Consider the following 25,915-nt stretch of genomic DNA (forward strand, 5'->3'; position numbering starts at 1 on the left):
AGACTCCAACGCGAACGCAACAACGGCCGTCCTGGCCGATGGCGCGGCCCAACCCCGAACCGCATCGGAAACCCTAGTGAGCCGCGATTAAAGACGCGTAAAGGTTAAGTTGAGCCGGCGCGCCTGGCGGCCGCAGCGCGCTGAAAGGCGCCGGCTTTTGCCGACTGCCGACACGGATCTCAACATTTTGCTAACCATACGGTGTCGCGCGCACCCGTCACCCGTGCACGCGATCCCTTCGGCTGCGGCCCTGCGCCACATCGGGGGCGACCGATCAATTGGTATTCTGGACCCGGCCGGCACCTCATGGCGGAAGGCATCGCAATGGTGACGCTGTTCAGTCTTCTCACCGCGCTTCCCGCAGTGCTGGCGCTCCACATGCTCGAACCCGGGCTCGTCCTGCCGGCGTTCAGCGTGCTGCTCTTTGCCGAGGCGGCCCTCGCCGGGATCGCAGCGCACCTGATCCACATGCCGGACAATGCGGAAGATATCACCCTGTGGGATTTTGCCGGCGGCTTCACCTTGATCGGATGCGCTGCCGCGGTGCTCGGCGAGCCGGATCAGGCCGCCTTGTTCCTGACGGAACAGGGCAGCCTGCGAGCGGCGTCGCAACCGTAGATCATCGCGGTCCCGCCGTTAGTGAATCTCCGCCGAGCGCTTCAGCGCAGCCTTCAACTTCTCCAACGAGAAGTCGGGGCTGCGGGCGATCTCGAGGATCGGCGTCTCGCGGCGGCCACAGAGTTCGGCGGCCTCGGGCAGCTTTGCGGCAATATCGTGCGGAATTACGACGGCGCCGTGCTGGTCGGCATGGATCAGATCGTCCGACTTCACGGTCATGCCGGCGACGCGCACTTCGCCGCCAAAGCTCTCGGCATGCACCCACGCATGCGACGGGCCGATCGAGCCGGCCAGCGCCTGGAAGCCCGGCGCCCATTGCGGAATGTCGCGGATCGAACCGTCGGTGATGACGCCGAGGCAGCCGAGCGCCTTGTGCACGTTGCTCTGCACCTCGCCCCAAAACGCACCGTAGCCGACGTCGGGACCGTCGATGTCCTGGATCACCGAGATGCGCGGACCGTGGCCGGTACCGACATATTCGTAATATGCGATGCGGCGCTTGGACTGCTCTTCCGGCGGTAGTGAATTTTTCAGCACCGAGCGGATCGCGACCGTGCGGGCATAGCCGACGATCGGGGGCAGATCGGGAAATGGGCAGACCAGTGGTTTGGTGGTGTAGCCGATCAGCCGGCGCTCGGGCGCCACGATCTCCATGGCATTGCAGATCGTCGGCGTGTCATAGCGGCCCAGCGCTTCGAGGACGGAAGCGGGCAGCGGCCCGGTCGCAGTATTCGTCACAGCGTTCTCTCCCAGATTGGCGGCCGCTGTTGGTGCGGTGCCGCCTGCACCGGGCGATATAGCCGAGATCGGGCCTCAACCCAACTCAGGGCGCCTCATGGCAGATATCCAAGTCTCGCTGTTCAGTGCCTTGGCTGCTTGGCGCTTGCCGTTCAGTGCAGCCGGTCGGGCCGGTCGTCTTCGCGCGGCGGCTCCGACAGGTTTGCCAGCGTCGGCGCCGAAGGCGGCGAGGAGACCTCGCCTCCAGCCGGCGCGGTGGCTTCCATCGCGCGCGCCTGGTCGCGATAGGATTTGTAGCCGAGCGGCAAAGCGAGCAGATACAGCACCGTTCCGATGGACAGCACGTGCCAGGGATAGGCGATCAGGATCGCGATGAACACGACCACCGCGACGAACGCCGGCAGCACCAGCTCGGGCGGCACGCGCATGCGCTTGGTCTTGCCGGAGAACACCGGCAGGCGCGACACCATCAGGAAGGCGATCAGCAGCGTATACGCAGCCGTCACCGCCGCAGGCAGCCGGCCGAGATCGAGGAACGCGACATAGATCGGCAGAAGCACCGTGATCGCGCCGGCCGGCGCCGGCACGCCGGTGAAGAAGTTGGCGGCAAAGGCCGGCTTGTTGGGATCGTCCATGGTGGCATTAAAGCGCGCCAGGCGGAGGCCACCGGAGATCGCAAACACCATGGCGGCGATCCAGCCGGCATTGCCGAGCTCGTGCAGCTGCCAGAAATACAGCATCAGGCCGGGCGCCACGCCGAAATTGACGAAGTCGGCGAGGCTGTCGAGCTCGGCGCCGAACTTGGACTGCCCCTTGATCATGCGCGCGATGCGGCCGTCGATGCCGTCGAGTGCCGCCGCGAACACGATGGCGTAGACCGCGAGCGACATCCGCCCCTCGATCGAGAGCCGGATCGAGGTCAGGCCGGCGCAGATCGCCAGCAGCGTGATGACGTTGGGCACCAGCATGCGCACCGGGATCGGGCGGAACCGCCGGCGGCGCACATCAGGATCTTTGAAGTCATAAGGCGTCATGGCTCGTCCTCACCTTGGGGCGAGATATAGCAAGCCGCGTTCCCCTCCGCCATTGCGGCGGAAGGCCCCTCAGGACCGACTTATTGGTTAATTGGCACGGTAGGCGCGGCTCGGGTCGTCTCCGGCAAGATCCGCCAGAATCGTCTCGCCGGCGATCGCGGTCTGGCCTTCCGAGACCAGCGCCTTCGTGCCCAGCGGCAGATAGACGTCGAGCCGCGAGCCGAATCGGATCAGACCGAAGCGCTCACCGGCGCCGATTGCCTGCCCCTCTTTGACGAAGCAGACGATGCGCTTGGCGACCAGACCCGCGATCTGGATCACGCCGATCCGCGCCGTCGGCGTCGTGATCACCAGCGAGTTGCGCTCATTGTCCTCGCTCGCCTTGTCCAGCTCGGCATTGATGAACAGGCCGGGCCGGTAGGCGATACGGTCCACCCGGCCCGCGATCGGGCTGCGGTTCACATGGCAGTTGAACACACTCATGAACACCGAGACGCGCGGCAGCGGCCGATCGCCGAGGCCGAGCTCGGCCGGCGGCAGCGCCATAGTGATCATCGAGACGCGGCCGTCGGCGGGCGACACCACGAGCCCCTCGCGCACGGGGGTCACGCGCACGGGGTCGCGGAAGAACAGCGCGCACCATACGGTCAGGATGGTGCCGATCCACCCCAACGGCGACCACAGCCAGAACAGGAGGAGGCTTGCCAGCGCAAAGCCGCCGATGAAGGGATATCCCTCCTTGTGGATCGGCGGGATCTGACGCTGGATCGAATCGAGAATGGACATCGCTATCTGCCGCTCAGGGTTGATGGCGCAGGTCGTCCCGCGCGGTGGTGTTGTTTAGGCCAGAGTTGGGACCGGAGACAAGGTCACTCCGCCGCCGCAGGCGCCGTCAGGACATCGGCGACCGGCGGTGGCTCCCGGTTGGGCGCCTCGCCGGAATCGGCCATCCTCGCCAGTTTCTCGCGCGCCGCCTCGGCCTCGCGCTGCCTGTTCCACATGCTGGCGTAAAGTCCCCCCTCCCCAAGCAGTTTCGCGTGGGTGCCGCGCTCGGCGATGCGGCCCTGGTCCAGCACGATGATCTCGTCGGCGCCGACGATGGTCGAGAGCCGATGGGCGATCACCAGCGAAGTGCGGTTCTTCGCCACGCGCTCGAGCGCACCCTGGATTTCGTGCTCAGTGTGGGTGTCAAGCGCGGAGGTCGCCTCGTCCAGCACCAGGATCGGCGGCGCCTTCAACACGGTGCGCGCGATCGCAACCCGTTGTTTTTCGCCGCCGGACAGTTTCAGGCCGCGCTCGCCGACCTGGGTCTCGTAGCCTTTCGGCGCCATGCGGATGAAATGATCGATCTGCGCCAGCTGCGCTGCCTGCTCGACCTCGGCATCGCTGGCGTCCCAACGCCCGTAGCGGATGTTGTAGCGGATGGTGTCGTTGAACAGCACGGTGTCCTGCGGCACCATGCCGATGGACGCGCGCAAGCTCGCCTGCGTGACTTCGCGAATGTCCTGGCCGTCGATCAGGATCTTGCCGCCCGAGATGTCGTAGAGGCGAAACAGAAGCCGCGAGATGGTCGACTTGCCCGCACCTGACGGGCCGACGATCGCGACCGTCTTGCCGGCCGGCACCTCGAAGCTGATGCCCTTGAGGATCGGACGGGACGGCTCATAGGCAAAGCGCACATCCTCGAAACGCACATTGCCCGCGGAGACCACCAGTGGCTTCGCGCCCGGCGCATCCTTGATCTCGGCCTCGCGCCCCAGCACGTTGAACATCTTCTCGATGTCGATGATCGCCTGCTTGATCTCGCGATAAACCATGCCCATGAAGTTCAAGGGCTGGTAGAGCTGGATCATCATCGCGTTGACCAGCACGAAATCGCCGACCGTGTTGGTGCCGTTGCGCACGCCGATCGCGCACATCAGCATGGTCGCGGTCAGCCCCAGCGTGAAGATCACGGCCTGCCCGGTGTTGAGCACGGCCAGCGAAGTATAGGCCTGGACGCTCGACTCCTCGTAACGCGCGACCGACCGGTCGTAGCGCTGTGACTCACGGGCCTCGGCGCTGAAATATTTGACGGTCTCGTAGTTGAGCAGCGAGTCGATCGCCTTGGTGTTCGCCTCGGTGTCGGCATCGTTCATCTTGCGGCGGATGCCGATCCGCCACTCGGTCGCGATGTAGGTGTAGTACATGTAGACCGCGACAGTGACGAGGGTCGCAAGCACGTAGCGCCAATCGAACTGCCACAGCAGCACGGCCATCAGCAGCGAGACCTCGACGATGGTCGGGATCAGCTGCAGGATCACCATGCGCACGATGACCTCGATGCCCTCGCGGCCGCGCTCGAGCACGCGCGTCAGGCCGCCGGTCTTGCGCTCCAGGTGGAAGCGCAGTGACAACTCGTGCATGTGGATGAAAGTGATGGTGGCGAGCTTGCGCACCGCGTGCATGGCAACGCGCGCGAAAATGCCGTCGCGCCATTGCGTCAGCACCGCCATCACGATGCGCATCACGCCGTAGCTGGCGGTCAGCAGCAGCGGCGAGGCGATCACCCAGAGGTGCCAATTGTCGGCCTGAACTGGCGCACTGTTGGCGCCGGTCAGCGCGTCGGTCGCCCATTTGAAGCTGAAAGGAACCGTCAGCGTGATCAGCTTGGCGGCGAGCAGCAGCACCATCGACCAGACCACGCGCATCTTCAGGTCGAAACGGTCGCCCGGCCAGATATAGGGCCACAGATGCGCCAGCGTGCCCATCAGCGTGGCCCGCTCCAGCGGCCCCCCGGCGGGATCAGGAACGTTGGCGCCGGCGGGCGATTGAGCTTGGTCCATCAAGAAGCCTGAAAAGCCCGTCGAATGCGGGCTGCGTTGCCATTAAGGATTTTCGTTTGTCATATAGAGCCTTACCGATGCCCATGCACCCCGCCAGATGGCGAATCTTGGATTGTTCGTCGTGGTTTACCGGTAGATTTCCGGAAGCCCCGAATCACCGATTGGGCTTGACGCCCCTTCGCTGCAATGCATCATGGCACCAATGAGCACGATCAAAACCGTCTGTGTCTATTGCGGCTCCGGCCCAGGAACCAATCCCCGTTTCACCGAAGGCGCCAAGGCGTTCGGCAAGGCGCTCGCCGAGAACAACATCCGCCTCGTCTATGGCGGCGGCTCGCTCGGCCTGATGGGCTCGGTGGCGACCTCCGTCCTCGATCACGGCGGCACTGTCACCGGCATCATCCCCGATTTCCTGCGGATGCGGGAAAACGCGCTGACGCGCGTGCAGGAGATGATCGTCACCCCCGACATGCACGAGCGCAAGCGACTGATGTTCGAACGCTCCGACGCCTTCGTGGCGCTGCCGGGCGGCGTCGGCACGCTGGAGGAGTTGGTCGAGCAATTGACCTGGAAGCAGCTCGGACGTCACGCCAAGCCGGTGCTGCTGGCCAACATCGATAATTTCTGGGAGCCGCTGTTCTCGCTGCTGTCGCACATGCGCCAGACCGAGTTCATCCGCGCCGGCCTTTCGGTCGACATCCTCAAGGCCGATCGGATCGAAGAGATTTTGCCGAAGCTGAAATCGGCTGCAGCGCAGATCGAAGATGCGGAAAAGCAGCTCGCACCGGAAATGGCGCGCAAGCTCTAGTCCGCAGGAAACGTCACCGCCTCGATCCGGTTACCATCGGGGTCGACAACGAAGGCTGCGTAATAACGCACGCGATCGTGCGGGCGGATACCCGGCGCGCCGTCGGATGCGCCGCCGGCCGACAGCGCTGCGGCGTGAAATGCATCGACCTCGACGGTCGTCTTTGCCCGCAGGCAGATATGGACGCCGCTCTCCGGCGGCACGTGCGGCATGCCCTCGCGCAGATTGATCCAGAATTCGGGATAGGCCTTGCCGAAGCCGATCGTCCGCGGCCGCGTGACGAGGCGAGCGAGACCGAGCGCGGCGAGTGTTGCCTCGTAAAATGTCGCCGAGCGCTGGAGATCGCTGACGCCGACAGAGATGTGATCGATCATGGGTCGCGCCCCCTCTCCTGCTCGTCATCCCGTTTGTGGCACCGCCGCCCTACGCCGGCGCGCCCGACTTCACCAGCTTGTAGATCACCGAATCCATCAGCGCCTGGAACGAGGCGTCGATGATGTTGGGGGACACCCCGACCGTGGTCCAGCTGTCGCCGTTCTCGTCCTCGCTCTCGATCAGGACGCGCGTGACCGCGCCGGTGCCGCCGTTGAGGATACGCACGCGATAGTCGATCAGCGTCAGGCCTTCGATATATTTCTGGTACTTGCCGAGATCCTTGCGCAGCGCGACGTCGAGCGCGTTGACGGGACCGTTGCCTTCGGCCGCCGAGATCAGATGCTCGCCGGCGACGTCGACCTTGACCACCGCCAGCGCCACGGCGACGCGTTCGCCATGCGAATTGTAACGCTGCTCGACATTGACGTCGAACTGCTCGACCTCGAAATAGTGCGGCACCTTGCCGAGCGTGCGCCGCGCCAGCAGCTCGAACGAGGCGTTGGCGGATTCATAGGCGTAGCCCTGCGCCTCGCGCTCCTTCAATTCCTCGACCAGCCGCGACAGTTTCGGATCGCTCTTCTCATAGGCGATGCCGGCGCGGTCGAGCTCGGCAATGACATTGGAGCGGCCGGCCTGATCGGACACCAGCACCTTGCGATGATTGCCGACCAGCTCCGGCAAGACATGCTCGTAGGTTTGCGGATCCTTCAGCACGGCAGAGGCATGGATGCCGGTCTTGGTGACGAACGCGCTCTCGCCGACATAGGCCGCATGCCGGTTCGGAACGCGGTTGAGCATATCGTCGAGCGTGCGCGACACCTTGACCAGGGTCGCGAGCTTCTCCGCCGTGACGCCGATCTCGAACGCGTCAGCAAACTCGGCCTTCAGCTTCAAGGTCGGAATCAGCGAGCAGAGATTGGCATTGCCGCAGCGCTCGCCGAGGCCGTTCAGCGTGCCCTGGATCTGCCGCGCGCCGGCGCGCACCGCGGCGAGCGAATTCGCCACCGCCTGCTCGGTGTCGTTATGGGCGTGGATGCCGAGATGATCGCCGGGGATGTGCTTCGTCACCTCGGTGACGATCGCTTCGACCTCGTTGGGCATGGTGCCGCCGTTGGTGTCGCACAGCACCACCCAGCGCGCGCCGGCTTCATAAGCAGCTTTCGCGCAGGCGAGCGCGAAACCGGAATCCTCCTTGTAACCGTCGAAGAAATGCTCGCAGTCGAGCATCACCTCGCGGCCGGCGGCCTTGGCTGCTGCGACGCTGTCGCGGATCGAGGCGAGGTTCTCCTCCTTCGTCGTCTCCAGGGCAACGCGCACCTGATAGGCCGACGACTTCGCCACGAAGCAGATCACGTCGGCCTTGGCCTCCAGCAGCCCGGCCACACCGGGATCGTTGGAAACCGAGCGCCCCGCTCGCCGCGTCATGCCGAAGGCGGTGAAGCGCGCATGCGAAAACTTCGGCTTGGTGCCGAAGAACTCGGTGTCGGTCGGATTGGCGCCGGGATAGCCGCCCTCGACATAGTCGATGCCGAGTTCATCGAGCATCTGGGCGATGATTTGCTTGTCGGTCAGCGTGAAATCGACGCCGTTGGTCTGCGCGCCGTCGCGCAGCGTGGTGTCGAACAGATAGAGGCGCTCCTTGCTCATTGCAGCGCTCCCGACGCGGGTCCACTGCCGAGCGTCTTCTGCATGGTGGTGTTGGCCAGCCATTCGTCGTTGACAGTGATGCTGTTGCGCTGCATGGCGACATAGCCGCGCTTGGCGAAAAAGCCCTGCGCGTTGTCGCTGGCATCGACCGTCAGCTTGTCGGCGCCGCGGCCGCCCGCAAGCTTTTCCAGCGCATCGACGAGCATGGTCGCGAGGCCCTGCCCGGCCACGGCCGGATGCACATAGAGCATGCGGATATGATCCTTGCCCTGCAGCGAGGCAAAACCCACCGGTGACCCCTCCAGCGTTGCGATCAGCGTCAGGTCGGAGGCGAGCCCCTTGCCGAACTCTTCGTCTTCCGCCGACGCCATCCAGGCCTGTTGTTGGGCCTCGCTATAGTCCTCGCCGGTCAGCTCTTCGATGCTGGCGGTGAAGATCGCGGCGAGAACCGGCACGTCCTCCGGCAGGAAGGGCCGCAAGCCAGGCTTTGGGAGTGCTTGTGCCATCGTCTTCACCACATCCCATAGAGTTTCAGCGCCAGCGCCACGGCAGCGCCGAGCAGCAGGATTTTCAGCGCGATGTAATAGAACCAGTGCCGCGGAAAAGGCGTGTCGGGCCGCTTCATCGTACGACCTCCCACGTCGTCCCTTCCTTGGAATCCTTGATCGCAACGCCCATCGTGGCGAGCAGATCGCGGATACGATCGGACTCCGCAAAGTCCTTGCGCGCACGCGCGGCCGTCCGCTCCGAGATCAGGCGCTCGACTTCCTTGGCATCGACGCCGCTCGCCTGCTGCTTGCGTCCTTCCCACTGCGCGGCACTCTCGGAGAGAAAGCCGAGCAGACGCAACGAACCCGCGAGGGCACCAACATCGCTGCCGCGCAGCCCATGCAGCGCCGCGATCGCCAGCGGCGTGTTGAGGTCGTCGAGCAGCGGCTCGACCAGTGAGGGGGCGGGCTTGCCGGATGCGACGTCAGCCGCAACCCGATACCAATCGTCGAGCGTCCTGGCGCTCTCCTCCAGCGACTTCATCGTCCAGTCGATCGGCGAGCGGTAATGCGTCTTGAGCATATTCAGGCGCAGCACTTCGCCCGGCCAGTCCGCGAGCAGCTCGTGAATCGTGACGAAGTTGCCTAGCGATTTCGACATCTTCTCGCTCTCGACCTGCAGGAAGCCGTTGTGCATCCAGTAGTTCGCCATGCGCTCCCGGTGGAAGGCGCAGCAGGTCTGCGCGACCTCGTTCTCGTGATGCGGAAACACGAGATCGATGCCGCCGCCATGGATGTCGAAGTGCTCGCCGAGATGCTTCCAGGCCATGGCCGAGCACTCGACATGCCAGCCCGGGCGCCCCTGCGCGGCGACGCCGGCGGGTGACGGCCATGACGGCTCGCCGGGCTTGGACGGCTTCCACAGCACGAAGTCGGTGTTGCCTTTCTTGTAGGGCGCGACATCGACGCGGGCGCCGGCAACCATCTCGTCCAGCGAACGATTGGACAGCGCGCCATAGCGCGGCAGCCCGGCATCGGCCGCGTTCATCGCCTGCGGCGAGAACAGCACGTGATCCTCGGCAACATAGGCAAAGCCGCCGGCAACCAGCCGTTCGATGATCTCGCGCATCTCGCCGATATGCTCGGTGGCGCGCGGCTCGACGCTCGGCCGCAGCGCGCCGAGCGCGTCGACGTCAGCGTGAAACTGTTTGCCGGTTTGCTCGGTGACTTTCCGGATCGCCTCGTTCAGCGGCAGGCCGGGGAAATCCCGCGCGGCGCGGTCGTTGATCTTGTCGTCCACGTCGGTGATGTTGCGGACATATTTGACGTGCGCCTCACCGTAGAGATGGCGCAGCAGCCGAAACAGCACGTCGAACACGATCACCGGCCGGGCATTGCCGATATGGGCGAAGTCATAGACCGTCGGTCCGCAGACATACATGCGGACGTTCTTGGCATCGAGCGGCACGAAGGTGCGCTTTTCCCGGCTCAGCGTATCGTAAAGGCGCAATTCCATAAGGATACCCGTCGGCTGTTGGCCGGGCGTCCAGTGCTCTCAATGGTTTTGAGAAAAGACGGCTCCAGCCAGCGAATCGCTAGCTCGTAATCTCGCGGCAAATGGCGCAAATGACGAGGAGACCGTTCATGACGGAACATATGGGCTATGAGGCGGCCCCGCGTCAAGAGAGCCGCGAAAACGCCGTCTTATCTCCGCAATGCGCAGCCGCCGCGCGCAGATGGTTCATCTCCTTAACCATTTGAGCCCATTCTGGAACTGGCAGTTCACATTTTTTGCCCCGGTGTTTTCATGCGATCATTGCTCGCGCTCATGTCCTGCGCCTCCATCCTTGCGGCGTCCAGCGCTCTCGCGGAGACCCGCGTCTTCATCATCCCGAACCAGGCGGACGGCTACGGCGTCGATCAGTGCCTGGCCAAGAGCGACAAATGCGGCGCGCAGGTCGCCCGCACCTACTGCCAGTCACGCGATTTTGCCCAGGCTTCGGCCTATCGCCGGGTCGATCCCGACGAAATTACCGGCTCTGTCCCCAAATCCGGCGCAAACTGCTCCCATGGCCATTGCGACGAATATGTCGCAATCACCTGCCAGCGCTGAATTCGCTCGGAACTGGCGTACCTTAGGCCCAATCGCTGGCCTCTGAAACGACGTGACGATGCCGCAGGAAGCGGCTATGGGAGGGCGCGCTCCGGCCTCCCCACATCACGCCTGGCCGTGACCTCGCTAGAATGGCGGATATGCCTGAATTTATGTCTCTCTCCCGTGCTCGCTCGATCCTTGCCTCTGCCGTGCTCTTCAGCACGGTTGCGCTCGCCAATAACGCGTTCGCACAGGCCGGCCCGCCGGGACCGCCGCCTCAGTCCGGCCAGAACGGGCTCGGACCCAACCCGATGTGCGCGCGCCTGGAAGGTCAGCTCGCCGGTCTCGATCGTGGCGGCGGCGGTGATCCCGCGCGCGAAGACCAGATCCGCCGCTATCAGGAATCTCAGACCAAGCAGCAGGCCGAGCTCGATCGTGTCACCATGCAGGCCAAGCGCATGGGTTGCGATTCCTCCGGCTTCTTCTCGCTGTTCAGCGGCCAGTCGGCGCAATGCGGTCCGGTCAACACCCAGATCCAGCAGATGCGCGCCAATCTGGACCAGATCACCGGCAATCTCGAACGCCTGCGCGGCGGCGGCCCCGGCGGCTTTAGCCCCGAGCGTGACAACCAGCGCCGCTCGGTGCTGGCAGCGCTGGCGCAGAACAATTGCGGCCCGCAATATGCCAACGCGGCGCAGTCGCAAGGCGGCGGCAATTTCCTGAGCAATCTGTTCGGCGGCAACAACCCCAACAATCCGCAAGGCGTGCCGCCTTCCGATCTCGGCCCGCAATCAGGCACCTATCGCACCGTGTGCGTGCGCACCTGCGACGGCGCCTACTTCCCGGTCTCGTTTGCGACCGTGCCGGCGCGCTTCCCCGACGACGAGAAGACCTGCAAGGCGCTGTGCCCGGCCGCCGAGGCCGTGCTCTACACCCATCGCAATCCCGGTGAAGACATGAACTCCGCGGTCTCCACCAGCGGCCAGCCCTACACGGCGCTGCCGACCGCGTTCAAATTCCGCAGCGAGTTCAACCCGTCCTGCTCCTGCAAGGCCGCGGGCCAGACCTGGGCGGACGCGCTCAAATCGGCCGACGACAAGGCGTCGGCCGAACAGCAAGGTGACATCATCGTCACCGAGGAGAGCGCCAAGAAAATGCAGCAGCGGCAGCTCAACAAGGGCACGCCTGCCGCCAATGGCAAGAAGGGTGCGGCTCCGGCACCGACGACTGCTGGCGCCCCGGCAGCAACGCCGCCGGCGGACACCGGCACCCCTGCGACGCCTTCCGAGAACAAGCCGATCCGTTCGGTCGGCCCGAGCTTCCTGCCGCAACAACAGAAGTAATAGCCCTTCCCTTCTCCCCTTGCGGGAGAAGGTGGCGCGAAGCGCCGGATGAGGGGTTCTATCCGCTCACATGTGCACATGAGTACGCGGAGATAGACCCCTCACCCGAATGAGTTCGCTTCGACAGCGGAGCTGCCCTCTCCCGCAAGGGGCGAGGGCACAATAACGCCGATCTCGGTTGCGGAAACGGCAGCGCAAGCGCCAGCCTCACCCCTCAAACGCGTCGATCGAGGCTTTGCTCCCACGCGAGACCAGCGTCTCATCCGGAGCGGCGAGCTGCTCGCCTTTGTCGCGAAAGCGGTTGGTGATGGGATAGCGGCGGTCGCGGCCGAAATTCCTGGCTGTGACCTTGACGCCGGGCGCGGCCTGGCGGCGCTTGTATTCGGCGACGTTGAGGAGATGGTCGATGCGGGTGACCGTCTCGCGGTCAAAGCCCGCGGCGATGATTATATCGAGCGGCTCTTCGCGCTCGATGAGACGCTCCAGGATGGCATCAAGCGCGTCGTAAGCCGGCAACGAATCCTGGTCGGTCTGGTTCTCGCGCAGCTCCGCGGTCGGCGGACGCGTGATGATGTCGGGCGGGATCACCTCACCGGCCGGCCCCAGCGCCCCCTCGGGCTTCCACGAATTACGCAAGCTTGCCAGCCGAAACACCTGCGTCTTGTAGATGTCCTTGATCGGATTGAAGCCGCCGTTCATGTCGCCATAGAGCGTGGCGTAGCCGACCGACATCTCCGACTTGTTGCCAGTGGTCACCACCATCAGGCCGGTCTTGTTCGAGATCGCCATCAGCAGCGTGCCGCGGGTGCGGGCCTGGAGATTCTCCTGGGTGACATCGGGCGGCAGATTCTTGAAGACGCCGGACAGGATGGTCTCGAACCCGGTCACCGCTTCGGCGATCGGCAGCACCTCGTAGCGGATGCCGAGATGGCCGGCGAGCTCGCCGGCGTCCGCAATCGAGCTTGCCGCGGTGTAGCGATAAGGCAGCATCACGCCGTGCACCTGATCGGAACCGAGTGCATCGACCGCGATCGCCGCGCACAGCGCGGAGTCGATGCCGCCGGAAATGCCGAGCAGCACGCCGGGAAAGCCATTCTTGGCGACGTAGTCGCGCAAGCCCAGCACGCAGGCCGCGTAGTCGGCGTAGTCTGCCTCGGGCTGCGCGGCGATCGGCCCGGTGCAACGCCAATCGTCGCCGCTTCTCGTGAAGTGCAGTGTGGTGATGCTCTCCGCGAACGCCGGCAATTGCGCTGCGAGCGAAAGGTCGCCGTTGAGCGCAAAGGAGGCGCCGTCGAACACCAACTCGTCCTGGCCGCAAACCTGGTTGAGATAGACCAGCGGCAGACCGCTCTCGGTGACGCGCGCGACCGCGACCGACAAGCGCACGTCGGCCTTGTCGCGGGCGTAAGGCGAGCCGTTCGGCACGAGGATGATCTCGGCGCCGGTCTCGGCCAGCGTCTCGACCACGTTCTCATAGTCCTCGGACTCCTCAAGCCAGATGTCCTCGCAGATCGGCACACCGACGCGCACGCCGCGCACGGTGACGGGGCCGGCGGCAGGCCCGCGCGAAAACAGCCGCTTCTCGTCGAACACGCCGTAATTCGGCAGATTGCATTTGAAGCGCAGGCCAGCGATACGGCCGCCATCGAGCAGCGCGCAGGCATTATAGAGCCTGCCCTCCTCGACCCAGGGCGTGCCGATCAGCATCGCCGGCCCGCCATCGGCGGTCTCGCGCGCCAGCGCTTCGATCGCAGCGCGGCAGGCGGCCTGAAAGGAAGGCTTCTGCACGAGATCTTCCGGCGGGTAGCCGGCGATGAACAATTCCGGAAACAGCACGAGATCGGCACCGTCGGCGGCTGCCTGCACGCGCGCCGCGCGCGCTTTCGCGGCATTGCCCTCGATGTCGCCCATGGTCGGATTGAGCTGGGCGAGCGTGACCGCGAATGCGTTGAGACGTTCGGTCATGGCGCTCCGATCAGAGCATGATCCGGAAAAGAGTGAAGCGGTTTTCCGAAAAGATCATGCTGAAAAAACAGTTTAAAGCGCGATACGCGCTTTAAAGAAATCCCAATCGCTCGATGATGGCGATGATCCAGAACGCGCCGGCCATCAGCAGCGCGACACCGACCGCGGCCGAGCCCATGTCCTTGACCCGTCCGATCTGCTTGTCGTGATCCATGGTCAGCCGGTCGGCAAGCTTCTCGATCGCCGTATTGAGCAGCTCGACCACCAGCACGAACGCGACCGCGCAGATCAGCTCGACCGCGCGCATCGCGGTCGCGCCGACGAACCATGCAAGCGGCAGCGACAAGAGGAGCGCAACGATTTCCTCGCGGACGGCCTGCTCCGAGTGGAACGCAAAGGCCAGACCGTTACGGGAATTGATCGTGGCCTTCCAGATCCGCAGCAAGGTTCTAGAGCCCCGCTGCGGCGGGCATCGGCCTGATCTTGCCGGCGCGTTCCTGCTTGAGCAGTTCTGCGACCAGGAAAGCCATGTCGATGGATTGCTCGGCATTGAGCCGGGGATCACAGACCGTGTGATAGCGGTCGTTGAGATCCTCGTCGGTGATCGCGCGGGCGCCGCCGAGACACTCGGTGACGTCCTGGCCGGTCATCTCCAGATGCACGCCGCCGGCATGGGTGCCTTCCGCGGCGTGGATCGCGAAGAACGACTTCACCTCGGACAGGATGCGATCGAAGGGCCGCGTCTTGTAACCCGACGTCGAGGTGATGGTGTTGCCGTGCATGGGATCGCACGACCAGATCACCACTTTGCCCTCGCGCTTCACGGCGCGGATCATGTTCGGCAGGTGCTCGCCGATCTTGTCGGAGCCGAAGCGGCCGATCAGCGTCAACCGGCCCGGCTCGTTGTCGGGATTGAGCACGTCGATCAGTTTCAGCAGCTCGTCGGGCTTGAGCGACGGGCCGCATTTGAGCCCGATCGGATTCTTGATGCCGCGGAAATATTCGATATGGCCGTGGTCGAGTTGGCGGGTGCGGTCGCCGATCCAGATCATGTGACCCGAGGTCGCGTACCAGTCGCCAGTGGTGGAATCGACGCGGGTCATGGCCTGCTCGTAGCCGAGCAGCAGGGCCTCGTGGCTGGTGTAGAAATCGGTGGCGCGCAGCTCGGGATGGGCCTCGAGATCGAGGCCGCAGGCGCGCATGAAATTGAGCGCGTCGGAGATGCGGTCGGCCAATTCCTTGTAGCGGCGGGACTGCGGACTGTCCTTGAGGAAACCGAGCATCCACTGATGCACGCTGCCGAGATTGGCGTAACCGCCGGTGGCGAAGGCACGCAGCAGGTTCAGCGTCGCGGCCGACTGGCGATAGGCCATCAGTTGGCGCTGCGGATCGGGGACGCGTGCTTGCTTGGTGAAGGCGATGTCGTTGACGATGTCGCCGCGATAGCTCGGCAGCTCGACACCGTCGATCTTCTCCATCGGTGAGGACCGGGGTTTTGCGAACTGGCCGGCGACGCGCCCGACCTTCACCACCGGGACGGCGCCGGCATAGGTCAGTACCACCGCCATCTGGAGCAGCACGCGAAAGAAGTCGCGGATGTTGTTGGCGCCGTGCTCGGCAAAGCTCTCGGCGCAGTCGCCGCCCTGCAGCAGGAAGGCCTCTCCGGCCGCGACCCGCGCCAGCGCCTTCTTCAGATTGCGCGCCTCGCCCGCGAACACCAGCGGGGGAAAGGTCGCAAGCTGCGCCTCGACGTCGGCCAGGGCCTTGGCGTCGGGATAATCGGGCACCTGTAGCACCGGCTTGCTGCGCCAGGACTCGGGCGTCCACCGCTCGGACATCGCAATCTCTCCGTGAAGCAAAAAGCACAACCTGATCTGTGGGTTGCGAGGGTCGCCTTATACACAGGCTGGCCACCGGCCGCCAGTTGAAATCCGTCTGGCACTGCAAAGCCTTGCGGGGAAAGCCAAATTCGCATTTGCTGGGAAACGGCTTGGAAACTGGCAGATACCTTCGGTCCATGGACGCGGCACTGGACGACGTTTTCATCGACGAGATCAGCTTCCCGGCGACCGACGGGTATGCGCTGGCTGGCACGCTATTCCTGCCCCGCGGCACCAAACGTCATGCCGTGTTGGTCAATTCGGCGACTGCCGTCCCGCGAAAAATCTATCGCGGCTTTGCCTCCTATCTCGCCCATCGCGGCTGCGCAGTCCTGACCTACGACTATCGCGGCATCGGCGACTCCCGGCTGCCGGCGATGGTTGGCTACAACCAACCGAAATCGCTGGTCGGCTTCAAGGCCTCGATGTCGGACTGGGCCGCGCTCGACGTCACCGCCGCAGTGCACTGGATGCGCGAGCGCTACCACACTCTGCCCTTGGCCTATGTCGGGCACTCCTTTGGCGGCCAGGCGCTCGGGCTGATCGCGAACAACGCGGACATCTCGCGCGCCGCGTTCGTGGCCTCGCAGGCGGCGACCTGGCGGCTAATGACGTCGCCGGAAAAATACCGCGTCTTCGCCTTCATGAATTTTGTCGGCGTGCCGCTCGTCCACGCGCTCGGTTACGCGCCGGGCTGGGCCGGCATCGGCGAGGATCTGCCCAAGGGCGTCTTCCTGCAATGGGCCGAGTGGGTCTCGAGCCCCCGTTATCTCTTCGATTCAAAGCTGCCGGCGCTGGAGAATTTCGCCAGGTTCAAGGGCGAGTTGCGCACACTCTGCTTCTCCGACGATCCCTGGGCGACGCGGCCCGCGGTCGAGCTGCTTGCGAGCGGATTCACCGCAATCAAGCCGGAGGTAATCAACGTGAAGCCGTCCGACGTCGGCGCCAAGGCGATTGGCCATTTCGGCTTCTTCCGCCCCGAACATCGCGACACATTGTGGCGCGGCGTCGCGGAATGGATCCAGGGAGAATAGACAGTGCTTACCGGAGGATCGTGGTCAGCGACGAGTAGCGCTTGTTCGGCTTGGCTTCGCCCGGCGCGAATTGCGCAAACGCCTCGCTGACGCGGACCGCCGGCGGCGTATCGCCGGCGAAACGAAACTCCTTCGGCCGCGGCGCATAGAAGCTGGCGCTGTAATAAACGTCGTCGAAGCGCGCCTCGCCGATCCCGAACATTGCGTCGCACGCAAACAGAAGTGCGTAGACTCCCGCGATTGCGACGACGACCTCCCTGAGAACTGACATGCTGATGCCCCACCCTTTTGCAGGCAGGATGCACGCCGGTTCCAAAGCCGGGGTTTAAGGCCGCGCGGTTCTTGTCCGCACGGTTTGCCGCAGCTGAGCGGAATGCAGACAATTTTATCGATCTCGAAAAAGAGCCCGCCTGCACGGGTGGTCAGGCGGGCTCCAGGCTTGGCCACTCGGGAGGTATCAAACGGCCAGATTCATCCAGACCGCCTTGGGCTCGGTGAAATTGTCTAGCGCGGCGGTGCCGTGCTCGCGGCCGAGGCCGGAGTCGCGCTCGCCGCCCCAGGGCAGCCGCACGTCGGTATAGCCATAGGTGTTCATCCAGACTGTGCCCGCGCGCGCTCGCTTGGCGAAGCGCTGCAGCTTGCCGATGTCGCGGCTCCAGACGCCGGCGGCGAGACTGTAAGCCGTGCCGTTGGCAATCCGCAAAGCGTCGGCCTCGTCCTTGAACTTGATGACGCTGACGACGGGGCCAAAGATCTCCTCCTGCGAGATCCGCATCTCGTGCGCGACGTCGGCGAACACCGCGGGACTGATGAAGTAACCACGATCGCCGACCTTCTCACCACCGGTGACGAGGGTAGCGCCCTCCTTCCGGCCGATCTCCACATAATCGAGGACCGCCTTCATCTGCTTCTCGGATATGACCGGGCCGAGCGTCGTCTTGCGGTCGAGCGGGTCGCCGATCCTGAGCGACTTTGCGCGCGCCGCCAGCCGCTCGACGACCTCGTCATAGGCCTTCTCCTGCACCAGCACGCGGGAGCCGGCCGAGCAGACCTGGCCCGCATTGAAGAAGATGCCGGAAGCCGCAGCTTTCGATGCGGCTTCGAGATCGGCATCGTCGAAAATGACGTTGGCCGACTTGCCTCCCAGCTCGAGCGAGATGCGCTTGAAGTTGCTTGCGGCGCCCTTCATGATTCCCCGCCCGACACCGGGAGAGCCGGTGAAGGTGACCTTGTCGACGTCAGGGTGATTGACCAGCGCGTCGCCGACGACGCGGCCGGGGCCAGTGACGACGTTGAAGACGCCCGCCGGCAGGCCGGCTTCGAGCGCGAGCTCGGCGATGCGTAGCGCCGACAGCGAGGTCAGCTCGGCCGGCTTCATCACGATGGTGCACCCGCAGGCCAGCGCCGGCGCGAGCTTCCACATCCCGATCATCAGCGGGAAATTCCAGGGCACGATCGCCGCGACCACGCCGACCGGCTCGCGCACGGTGTAGGTCAGGGCATCATCGCGCACGGGCACGACGTCGCCGCTGATCTTGTCGGCCCAACCGGCGTAGTAGATCAGCGTGTCGACGGCGGCCGGAAAATCCTGCCGCGATGTCGCGGCGATCGGCTTGCCCGCATCGATCGACTCGAGTTCGATGATCTCCTCGGCGTGAGCCTTGAGCAGGTCTGCCCAGCGTAGCAGGATCTGGCCGCGCTCGGACGCCCGCATCGTGCGCCAGGGGCCTTCGAAGGCCCGGCGCGCGGCCGCTACTGCATGATCGACATCGGCCTCGTTGCCTTCGGCGACGATGGCGATGACCTGCCCGGTGGCCGGATTGAGCGAGTTGAATGTGCGACCGGAGCTCGCCGGGACGCGGCGACCGTCGATCAGCAGATGCTGCGGCCGGGACATGAACTCGGTGGCCGGCGAGTGTGCAAAGTCATATGCAACAGACATCATATTCCTCCAGTTCTGGTATACCAGACTAGGCGCCTGTGGACGGGAGTAAATATGATATGGATTGCAAATGGACGGCGGTCATATGAAATGTAGTTCATAGGGAGGACCAATGCTTCAGATCGAGATCGAGGCCGTCTGGCGGTTTCGCCGGGAGGGCAATCCGCGCACCGCCGTCATCATGCTTGGCGTCCTCAACGAGATCAGGAGAACCGGGAAGATCACCAGCGCGGCCAAGGATGCGCACCTCTCCTATCGCCATGTCTGGAATCTGATCGAGCAATGGTCGGAGTTCTTCGGCACGCCGCTGGTGGAAACCCAGCGCGGCAAGGGCTCGAAACTCACGCCGTTCGGCGAGCGGCTGGTGTGGGCGGGCGAGCGCATGCAGGCCCGGCTCGGACCTCAGCTTGAGAATCTGGCACAGGAGCTGGCGAGCGAGATCAAGCCGTTCCTCGAGCAGCGCCCGTCGGTGATCCGCGTGCATGCCAGCCACGGTTTTGCGGTCGCAAAACTGCGCGAATTCCTCGACCGCGAGCCCGGCATCGGCGTCGATCTGCGCTATGTCAGCAACCAGCATTCGCTGGTCTCGCTGGCGCAGGGCGCCTGCGATCTCTCCGGCCTGCATCTGCCGCACGGCGCGCTGCGCGCCCAGGGCATCAAGGCTGCGCGCGAATGGCTCGATCCGCGCGAGGATCGCATCATCAGCTTCGTCACACGCGAAATGGGATTGATGGTCGCGCGCGGCAATCCGCTGCGCATTGCTTCGCTTGGTGATCTCACCGGACCCAAAGTCCGCTTCGTCAACCGCGACCACGATTCCGGCACGCGGCTTCTGTTCGACCAACTGCTTGCGGCAAACGGCATCGACGAGAGCAGGATCAACGGCGCGCAGCAGATCGAATTCACCCACGCCGCGGTCGCAGCCTATGTCGCGAGCGGCATGGCTGATGCGAGCTTCGGCGTCGAAGCCGCCGCCCGGCATTTCGGCCTCGATTTCATCCGGCTCCTGACCGAGGATTATTTCTTCGTCTGCAAGCGCGCGTTCCTGGACACCGGGCCGATGCCACGCATCCTGGAGATCGTCCGCAGCGCCGATTTTCGCGCAGCCGTCGCCACCCTGCCCGGTTATGTGCCGTCGGACACGGGCACCGTCACCGGCGTGAAGGCGTTTCTGGAGATGCACGCCGTGCGATGATGCCGGAGGATGCCATCGCCTTCCGCGCCGGTCAGATCGCCGGCTCGCCCTTGAGCGCCGACATGACCCGCTCGCCCTGCGCGGTCAGCCGGTACGTCACCAGCGGACGGCTCGACGGCGGCTTTCGCGCGAGCTCGACGATGTAGCCGCGCACCATCAGGGCTTCGAAACTGCCGTAATAGCCGAACATGCTGATCTGGTTCTGCCTGAGCAGCTTGAACTCGCGCAAGAGCCGTATCTCGTTGCCCGACAGCAGCGACCGGCGCACGCGCCGAACGAACCGCGCGCGCTGCTCGAACCAGTTTTTATCCGGCAGTTCGTGCGAGGCTGGTGCGGGGGCCCGTTCGCAGGGACGCGCGTCCTGCGCAATCTCGACCATCACCTGCGGCAGGCACGGCATGCTGCTGGCGACAACCGCGTCCTTCGCAACGTCGAGCAACGCGAGCGGCCAGCGCCGCTTGTTGTCCACCATGACCGGCGGTGGCACGACGCTGTCGCGCACCAGCTGCTCGAAGCGTCCGGCGGTCACGCCGACATAGGCCGCCGCGCGACGGCGATCGACCAGACGCGTGTCCGGCGCGACCTCGCAAACAATGTTCTCGTTCACCGGAATCCCCTGGCGCCTCGTTGCGCATGGCATGGCGGCCCGACAGGACCGGCCAAGCCGGCGGCGAACCTAGGTGGGAGGAGCGCGCTCGAAAAGCACAGAATTTCGTACACGTTGATGCCGTTTCGGCAACGGCTATAGTCCGGCCGGGGGTCCCATGCGATTTCACTCACCAGCCATCCAGTACTTCCACGCCGTCCGCCGCACCGGCTCGATCCGGGCCGCTGCGCGCATGCTGAACGTTGCCTCGTCGGCCGTAAGCCGCCAGATTCTCAAGCTTGAACAGGAGGTTGGGTCACCCTTGTTCGAGCGCAATGCGCGCGGCCTGACGCTGACGACGGTCGGCGAGATGTTGGCCCGGCACGTCATGAACGTGCTCCAGGACCTCGACCGCTTCCGCTCGGACGTCGCATCCCTTGGCGGGGACTTGGCACGGCGCCGTCAGCATTGCCTGCATCGAGTCGCTCACGGAGTCGGTGCTGCCCGACCTGATAGCCTCCCATCGCGGCCGCGCCCGGCGCGTCAGCTTCACCACCGAGGTGAAGGGATCGTCGGACGTGCTGGAGGCCCTGAGCCGCGGCGAGGCCGACATCGGCATCGCCATGGCGCTGCGGCATCCGCCGGACCTGCGCCAGGTCGCCTTGAAACGGTTTCGCCTGGGCGCGGTCGTCGCGCGCGAGCATCCACTGGCGCGCGGCAAGACGGTCACGCTGCCCCAATGTCTCGCCTTTCCCGTCATCCACGCGCTGCCGGAGCTGTCGATCTATCATCTGCTCCAGCCGCTGATCGCGCAGCTCTCCGAGACCCCGGAGCCGGCCATCCAGGCCAACTCGATCGACCTGATGCGCGAGCTCGCGGCGCGCGGCGTCGGCGTCGCCTTCCAGACCCAGCTCGGCATCAGCAGGCTGTCGCGCGACAGCCGGCTCGTCTTCCTGCCGCTCGACAATGCCGGCAGCCCGGTGTGGTCAGATCTCGGCATCTACGTTCGCGCCGAGCGCACCCTCCCCGCTTACACGGAATCCTTCCTCCAGGAGCTGGTGCGCGAACTGGGCGAGCGCGAGCGGCGGGAAAACGCGGCGCATCCGCAGATCGCCTGATCAAACGCCGACGGTCTGACGTTCAGCCGTGGCCGACCCCCTTGCGCTGGCCGCTATCGCCGAGGCGGTCGACCCAGGCGATGCCGATCGCGGAGATGATGAAGGTCAGGTGGATCAGCACCTGCCACATCACGCCGCTCTCGGTGAAATTGCTCCGCGTCGTGCCGAGATTGCCCGCCTCGATGAAGGTCCTGAGCAGCGAGATCGAGGAGATGCCGATGATCGCCATCGCAAGCTTGATCTTGAGCACGCTGGCATTGACGTGGCTGAGCCATTCCGGCTCGTCCGGATGACCGCTGAGGTTCAGGCGCGAGACGAAGGTCTCGTAACCGCCGACGATCACCATCACCAGCAGGTTCGAGATCATCACGACGTCGATCAGCCCGAGCACGACCAGCATGATCTGCTGCTCGCTGGCGTCGAACGAGTGCACGACCAGGTGCCAGAGCTCCTTCAGGAACAGCAGCACATAGACGGCCTGCGCGACGATGAGGCCGACATAAAGCGGGACCTGCAGCCAGCGCGAGCCAAAGATGAGTTGGGCAAACGGGCCGATTTGCGGCGCCGGCACGGAATCCGCCGAAGGTGCTTTGGGTTCGGACGTCATTGATCACTCCGGATGATGGACAGGCGCGTTGCCTCAGAGACTCGCGATCACAGGCGCGAGCTCGAGCGATCCGCGATAGATCATCTCGAAGGCGACGTAAACGATGATGGCGAGGCCGACATAGCCGATCCAGCGCTGCTTCTGGAGCACGCGGCCGAGCAAATCGGCGGCGACGCCCATCAACGCGACCGACAATAGCAGGCCGAAAGCGAGGATGTAGGGATGCTCGCGCGCAGCGCCCGCGACCGCGAGCACGTTGTCGAGCGACATCGAGACGTCGGCGGCGACGATCTGCACCGCCGCCTGCCTGAAGGTCTTTCGGGACGCAGGCGCAGCGCTGCTGCCGCCATGGCTGAACGCGAGCTCGTTCGCATGCGCGGACTGCTCGCGCAGCTCCCGCCACATCTTCCAGCACACCCAGAGCAGCAGCACGCCGCCGGCGAGCAATAGCCCGATCACTTGCAGAAGCTGGGTCGCGACGCCGGCAAAGACGATGCGCAGGGCGGTGGCGGCGATGATGCCGACGACGATGGCGCGCCGGCGCTGATCGGCCGGGAGGCCGGCTGCGGCAAGGCCGATGACGACGGCGTTGTCGCCGGCGAGCACGAGGTCGATCAGGACGACCTGAAGCAGCGCGGTCAGCGCTTCGGTGGTGATGAATTCAGTCATGATTGGTCATTTTTCGGTGCGGACGGATCGAGCCAGTGCGGCTTCTTCCGCTCGACCCAATCCAGAACCTTGGCGCGCCCGGAGCGCAGCGCGGGCACGTCTTCCGCGAGCAAAGCGAGGCCGAGCGGTAGCATCCAGACGCCGAGCACCGGCAGGAAGGAGAGCACGCCGCCGACAATCAGCAGCGCACCCGAAGGGATTCTCACCCAGCGGCTGGATGGCTTGAGCAGATAGGTGACGGTGTCGCCCATGCGCGGCGGCAGGCGACGGACAAGCTTGTCGAGGCGCGGGTCGCCGCCAGCCATCTGGCCGCTAGCGCCCGCAGTCCCTGTCTTATCCTCGTCCGAAACTACGCTCATGCTTACTCCTCGGCGGCGATGCGGTGTTCGGCGCGCACTGCACCCGGCGTCACCTGCTTTGCGCGCGGCAGCACCAGCGTCAGCAGGCGCAACAGCTTGATCGCCTGCACTTCGTGGGGATGCACGTCCTCGTCCGCGGCCGCGACGCGCTCCGACAGTTCCATCAAATGAGCCGACAGCGGCAGGTCTGAAACCGGACGCAAATTCTCGATCACCACATTGGCGAAATCCGGCTCCTCGAGTCGTTCAGCAAGCTCGTCGAACATCGCGTAGAGCCGGTCGTCCGAGATATGCGGCGCCAGCTTGCGATCCCGGATGAACCGGACGACCTCGTCGCGTTCGACCGGCGAAACTTGCCGGTCGGCGACGGCAACCAGCGCGCCGACGATCACCAGTGCCACCGCAGCCTGCTCGTTCAGGCTGGATGGCTCGGTGATCTCGATTTCGATCGGATTTGAATGCTTGGCGTCGGACATCGTTGCTCCCTTATCTTGCGAAAGACCGCACGGAGCTGCGATGGGGACGATTCGGTCGGAGAGACTCTCAAGAAGGCCCAACGATCGGCCGATCCATCGCATTCGCGCGGGACAGGTCATCCGACATCACGAGGTTTTGCCGACAGCGTCGACTTCCTCGCCAGAGGGGCCCGGATTCTTGTTCGTTTCACACATAAAGATGGGGCTGTCGGAATCAAGACGACGCGACTGCGACCAGCCGCCGCATCGGGTTCCGTGTTGCCACATTGGCTAAGCAGTTCTGCGCGCTCCGCACCTGCGATCATGTCTTTTACTGTCATCGCCCGCGCAGTGTTTAGACCGGACAGATCACTGACAGGTGTTCGGAGACATAGCTGACACTTCAAACTGGGCTGGAATGGTCGATTCGGGAGGCCTTCCATGCCCTGGAACGAGGTGTCGGTGATGGATCAGCGACGGGAGTTTGTGCGGCTTGCGTTGCAGGAAGGGGCGAACCGGCGGGAGTTGTGCCGGCGGTTCGGGATCAGTCCTGATGTGGGCTACAAATGGCTGCGGCGTTGGCAGGCTGGAGATCATGAACTGGCGGATCAGTTGCGCCGGCCCAAGAGCATGCCCAAGCGGAGCGTGCCTGAGGTCGAGGCGCGGGTTCTGGCTGTGCGTGACAAGCATCCGGCTTGGGGAGCGCGCAAGATTGCCCATTGCCTGAAGCGCGGCGGCCAGACCGTACCGGTGCCCTCCACAGTGCATCGGATCCTGTGCCGGAACGAACGGATCAAGCCGAGCGAGAAAGCCGCGCCGAGCCCTTCAGGCCACCGGTTCGAGAGGGACGCGCCCAATCAACTCTGGCAGATGGACTTCAAGGGCCACATGCCGCTTGCCGACGGAAGGCGTTGCCATCCGCTAACCATGGTCGATGACCACTCCCGCTATGCGCTGTGTTTGAAGGCGTGCGCCAACGAGCAGCGACCTGATGTGCAGAGGCATCTGACCGACACCTTCCGACGCTATGGGCTGCCGGAGGCCTTCTACCTCGACAACGGTTCTCCCTGGGGCGACACCTCGGGCGTTCGCTGGACTGCGCTGAAGGTATGGCTGCTCAAGCTCGGCGTCAGGGTGGTCCATGCCAGGCCACGTCATCCTCAGGGCCGAGGCAAGAACGAACGCTTCCATCGCAGCTTGAAAGCAGAAGTGTTCGCTCTGCGCACGTTCCGCACTTTGGCGGAAGTCCAGCGTGCCCTCGATAGCTGGCGAACGGTCTACAATCTGGAGCGGCCCCACGAGAGCTTGGGCATGGGCATTCCCGCCGATCGCTACCGGCCCAGTTTACGCGCCATGCCGGATCGTGTGCCGAAGATCCAATACGACGCCGGGGAGATCGTTCGCACCGTCTCCTCGACGCGGAGCTACATCGCCTTCAAAGGGCAAATGTGGAAAGTCCCTCAAGCCTTCTGCGGCGAGCAGCTGGCCGTGAGGCCGCTCGACCGCGACGGCCGCTACGGAATCTTCTTTGCCAGTTGGCAGGTCGGATCAATCGACTTGACGCGCAGCCAAACTGTCAGTGATGTGTCCGAACAGGCGTCAGCTATGTCTCCGGTCTAAACAGCAGGCGGGCGATCCAGTACTCCGAGACGCCCGTAGTTTGTCGAGAAGCCGCAGCGTACTGGATTCCCCGCCTGCGCGGGGAATGACAGCGGAGTGCGGAGCACTCAGCCTACCCCACCCGCTCGACAAGATGCGCCCGCGAGGGCGACGGCTCGAACCTGTCGCCGAAATATTGAGTCTCGTGCGCCACGAGGCCGTCGCGGAATTCCATGATGCTCACTACGTAAGACGGCACCCCGTCATAGGTCAGCACGAATTCGCTCACCCAGAGATCGTTACTGCCGACGATCCGCCGAACCGTGAAGCGCTTCTTGTTCGGCTGCACGAACCGGCTCTCTTGAATCTTCCTGCGACCGCGAATGCGCTCGCCGGACTGCGGATAGTCGAGCACCGCGTCCTCGCGATAGATGTCGTGCTCGGCCTCGAAATCGTTCGCATCCGAAGCATCCCAATGGCGCTGGAGCGCGGCCAGCTTGCCCTGATCATCCATCGTGATCTCCCGTTGTACCGA

The 25,915-nt window shown here is 64.5% G+C and carries 26 protein-coding genes and 1 pseudogene; 8 read left to right on the plus strand and 19 right to left on the minus strand.

Annotated features, from left to right (window positions below; all coding sequences use genetic code 11):
• Positions 1-324: 324 nt before the first annotated feature.
• Entirely contained in the window at positions 325-618 is a 294-nt protein-coding gene (locus RX329_RS27000; RefSeq protein ID WP_085353034.1) for a hypothetical protein, read from the plus strand.
• An 18-nt stretch (positions 619-636) separates the two neighbouring features.
• On the opposite strand, the gene RX329_RS27005 is transcribed toward RX329_RS27000, so the two are convergent.
• From RX329_RS27005 to RX329_RS27020, 4 genes are all read right to left on the minus strand, one after another.
• On the minus strand, positions 637-1,356 hold the full coding sequence (locus RX329_RS27005; protein WP_018459343.1) for an RraA family protein: 720 nt from the start codon (positions 1,354-1,356) through the stop codon (positions 637-639).
• Between the two features lie 152 nt (positions 1,357-1,508).
• Positions 1,509-2,390 carry a CDP-alcohol phosphatidyltransferase family protein gene (locus tag RX329_RS27010; RefSeq protein WP_018459344.1) on the minus strand — a complete coding sequence of 294 codons (882 nt, stop codon included), beginning with the start codon at positions 2,388-2,390 and terminating at the stop codon, positions 1,509-1,511.
• 87 nt (positions 2,391-2,477) lie between these two features.
• Positions 2,478-3,176, minus strand: a complete 699-nt coding sequence (locus tag RX329_RS27015) for a phosphatidylserine decarboxylase (RefSeq protein ID WP_018459345.1) — start codon at positions 3,174-3,176, stop codon at positions 2,478-2,480.
• 83 nt (positions 3,177-3,259) lie between these two features.
• On the minus strand, positions 3,260-5,215 hold the full coding sequence (locus tag RX329_RS27020; protein ID WP_018459346.1) for an ABCB family ABC transporter ATP-binding protein/permease: 1,956 nt from the start codon (positions 5,213-5,215) through the stop codon (positions 3,260-3,262).
• Between the two features lie 202 nt (positions 5,216-5,417).
• Here RX329_RS27020 and RX329_RS27025 point away from each other — a divergent pair, with 202 nt between their 5' ends.
• Positions 5,418-6,023, plus strand: a complete 606-nt coding sequence (locus tag RX329_RS27025) for a TIGR00730 family Rossman fold protein (protein WP_018459347.1) — start codon at positions 5,418-5,420, stop codon at positions 6,021-6,023.
• Here the strand turns inward: RX329_RS27025 and RX329_RS27030 are convergent.
• From RX329_RS27030 to cysS, 4 genes are all read right to left on the minus strand, one after another.
• Complete coding sequence (locus RX329_RS27030) at positions 6,020-6,397, minus strand: VOC family protein (RefSeq protein WP_018459348.1); 378 nt, start codon at positions 6,395-6,397, stop codon at positions 6,020-6,022. The two genes, RX329_RS27025 and RX329_RS27030, sit on opposite strands and share 4 nt — an antisense overlap.
• A gap of 49 nt (positions 6,398-6,446) precedes the next feature.
• A complete protein-coding gene (gene cimA, locus RX329_RS27035; protein ID WP_317244476.1) occupies positions 6,447-8,045 on the minus strand; it encodes a citramalate synthase in 1,599 nt (532 codons plus the stop codon).
• On the minus strand, positions 8,042-8,551 hold the full coding sequence (locus RX329_RS27040) for a GNAT family N-acetyltransferase (RefSeq protein ID WP_085385796.1): 510 nt from the start codon (positions 8,549-8,551) through the stop codon (positions 8,042-8,044). Before RX329_RS27040 ends, cimA begins: the two co-directional genes overlap by 4 nt.
• Before the next feature lie 115 nt (positions 8,552-8,666).
• On the minus strand, positions 8,667-10,049 hold the full coding sequence (gene cysS / locus RX329_RS27045; RefSeq protein WP_085352745.1) for a cysteine--tRNA ligase: 1,383 nt from the start codon (positions 10,047-10,049) through the stop codon (positions 8,667-8,669).
• Between the two features lie 291 nt (positions 10,050-10,340).
• On the opposite strand from cysS, the gene RX329_RS27050 reads away from it, so the two are divergent.
• Positions 10,341-10,646 (plus strand): hypothetical protein, encoded by a 306-nt coding sequence (locus RX329_RS27050; protein WP_026233782.1) that lies wholly within the window; start codon positions 10,341-10,343, stop codon positions 10,644-10,646.
• 131 nt (positions 10,647-10,777) lie between these two features.
• On the plus strand, positions 10,778-11,971 hold the full coding sequence (locus RX329_RS27055; RefSeq protein ID WP_085352744.1) for a DUF2865 domain-containing protein: 1,194 nt from the start codon (positions 10,778-10,780) through the stop codon (positions 11,969-11,971).
• Positions 11,972-12,178: 207 nt separating this feature from the next.
• On the opposite strand, the gene RX329_RS27060 is transcribed toward RX329_RS27055, so the two are convergent.
• The 3 genes from RX329_RS27060 to RX329_RS27070 form a co-directional block, all read right to left on the minus strand.
• Positions 12,179-13,936 carry an NAD+ synthase gene (locus tag RX329_RS27060; protein ID WP_085352743.1) on the minus strand — a complete coding sequence of 586 codons (1,758 nt, stop codon included), beginning with the start codon at positions 13,934-13,936 and terminating at the stop codon, positions 12,179-12,181.
• A gap of 91 nt (positions 13,937-14,027) precedes the next feature.
• Complete coding sequence (locus tag RX329_RS27065; RefSeq protein WP_085352742.1) at positions 14,028-14,381, minus strand: diacylglycerol kinase; 354 nt, start codon at positions 14,379-14,381, stop codon at positions 14,028-14,030.
• Positions 14,382-14,385: 4 nt separating this feature from the next.
• Positions 14,386-15,774, minus strand: coding sequence for a class II 3-deoxy-7-phosphoheptulonate synthase (locus tag RX329_RS27070; RefSeq protein WP_085352741.1), 1,389 nt, complete (start codon positions 15,772-15,774; stop codon positions 14,386-14,388).
• A gap of 179 nt (positions 15,775-15,953) precedes the next feature.
• Between RX329_RS27070 and RX329_RS27075 the strand changes: the two genes are divergently transcribed.
• Positions 15,954-16,850 carry an alpha/beta fold hydrolase gene (locus RX329_RS27075; RefSeq protein WP_085362159.1) on the plus strand — a complete coding sequence of 299 codons (897 nt, stop codon included), beginning with the start codon at positions 15,954-15,956 and terminating at the stop codon, positions 16,848-16,850.
• A gap of 7 nt (positions 16,851-16,857) precedes the next feature.
• Here the strand turns inward: RX329_RS27075 and RX329_RS27080 are convergent, their stop codons facing one another.
• Both RX329_RS27080 and RX329_RS27085 read right to left on the minus strand, forming a co-directional pair.
• On the minus strand, positions 16,858-17,121 hold the full coding sequence (locus RX329_RS27080; RefSeq protein WP_085352740.1) for a hypothetical protein: 264 nt from the start codon (positions 17,119-17,121) through the stop codon (positions 16,858-16,860).
• Positions 17,122-17,307: 186 nt separating this feature from the next.
• A complete protein-coding gene (locus tag RX329_RS27085; protein WP_317244477.1) occupies positions 17,308-18,792 on the minus strand; it encodes an aldehyde dehydrogenase family protein in 1,485 nt (494 codons plus the stop codon).
• Between the two features lie 112 nt (positions 18,793-18,904).
• On the opposite strand from RX329_RS27085, the gene RX329_RS27090 reads away from it, so the two are divergent.
• Complete coding sequence (locus tag RX329_RS27090; protein WP_085352738.1) at positions 18,905-19,987, plus strand: substrate-binding domain-containing protein; 1,083 nt, start codon at positions 18,905-18,907, stop codon at positions 19,985-19,987.
• Positions 19,988-20,018: 31 nt separating this feature from the next.
• Here RX329_RS27090 and RX329_RS27095 read toward each other — a convergent pair whose 3' ends face one another.
• Positions 20,019-20,594 (minus strand): hypothetical protein, encoded by a 576-nt coding sequence (locus RX329_RS27095; protein ID WP_166517741.1) that lies wholly within the window; start codon positions 20,592-20,594, stop codon positions 20,019-20,021.
• A 157-nt stretch (positions 20,595-20,751) separates the two neighbouring features.
• Here RX329_RS27095 and RX329_RS27105 point away from each other — a divergent pair.
• Positions 20,752-21,691: pseudogene (locus RX329_RS27105) on the plus strand (LysR family transcriptional regulator).
• Positions 21,692-21,713: 22 nt separating this feature from the next.
• Here the strand turns inward: RX329_RS27105 and RX329_RS27110 are convergent.
• The 4 genes from RX329_RS27110 to RX329_RS27125 are packed head-to-tail and all read right to left on the minus strand — an operon-like array spanning position 21,714 to position 23,802.
• Positions 21,714-22,298: a TIGR00645 family protein gene (locus tag RX329_RS27110; RefSeq protein WP_085352737.1), complete on the minus strand. Its 585-nt coding sequence runs from the start codon at positions 22,296-22,298 to the stop codon at positions 21,714-21,716.
• Between the two features lie 33 nt (positions 22,299-22,331).
• Positions 22,332-22,967: a TerC family protein gene (locus RX329_RS27115; RefSeq protein ID WP_018459362.1), complete on the minus strand. Its 636-nt coding sequence runs from the start codon at positions 22,965-22,967 to the stop codon at positions 22,332-22,334.
• Entirely contained in the window at positions 22,964-23,326 is a 363-nt protein-coding gene (locus tag RX329_RS27120; RefSeq protein WP_026233786.1) for a hypothetical protein, read from the minus strand. Before RX329_RS27120 ends, RX329_RS27115 begins: the two co-directional genes overlap by 4 nt.
• A gap of 2 nt (positions 23,327-23,328) precedes the next feature.
• Positions 23,329-23,802, minus strand: coding sequence for a tellurite resistance TerB family protein (locus tag RX329_RS27125; RefSeq protein ID WP_085352736.1), 474 nt, complete (start codon positions 23,800-23,802; stop codon positions 23,329-23,331).
• Positions 23,803-24,222: 420 nt separating this feature from the next.
• Between RX329_RS27125 and RX329_RS27130 the strand changes: the two genes are divergently transcribed.
• A complete protein-coding gene (locus tag RX329_RS27130) occupies positions 24,223-25,401 on the plus strand; it encodes an IS481 family transposase (RefSeq protein ID WP_317244478.1) in 1,179 nt (392 codons plus the stop codon).
• A gap of 112 nt (positions 25,402-25,513) precedes the next feature.
• On the opposite strand, the gene RX329_RS27135 is transcribed toward RX329_RS27130, so the two are convergent.
• Positions 25,514-25,894, minus strand: coding sequence for a nuclear transport factor 2 family protein (locus tag RX329_RS27135; RefSeq protein ID WP_018459365.1), 381 nt, complete (start codon positions 25,892-25,894; stop codon positions 25,514-25,516).
• Between the last annotated feature and the right edge of the window lie 21 nt (positions 25,895-25,915).

The sequence above is a fragment of the Bradyrhizobium sp. BWC-3-1 genome (assembly GCF_032917965.1).
Lineage (GTDB): Bacteria > Pseudomonadota > Alphaproteobacteria > Rhizobiales > Xanthobacteraceae > Bradyrhizobium > Bradyrhizobium canariense_D.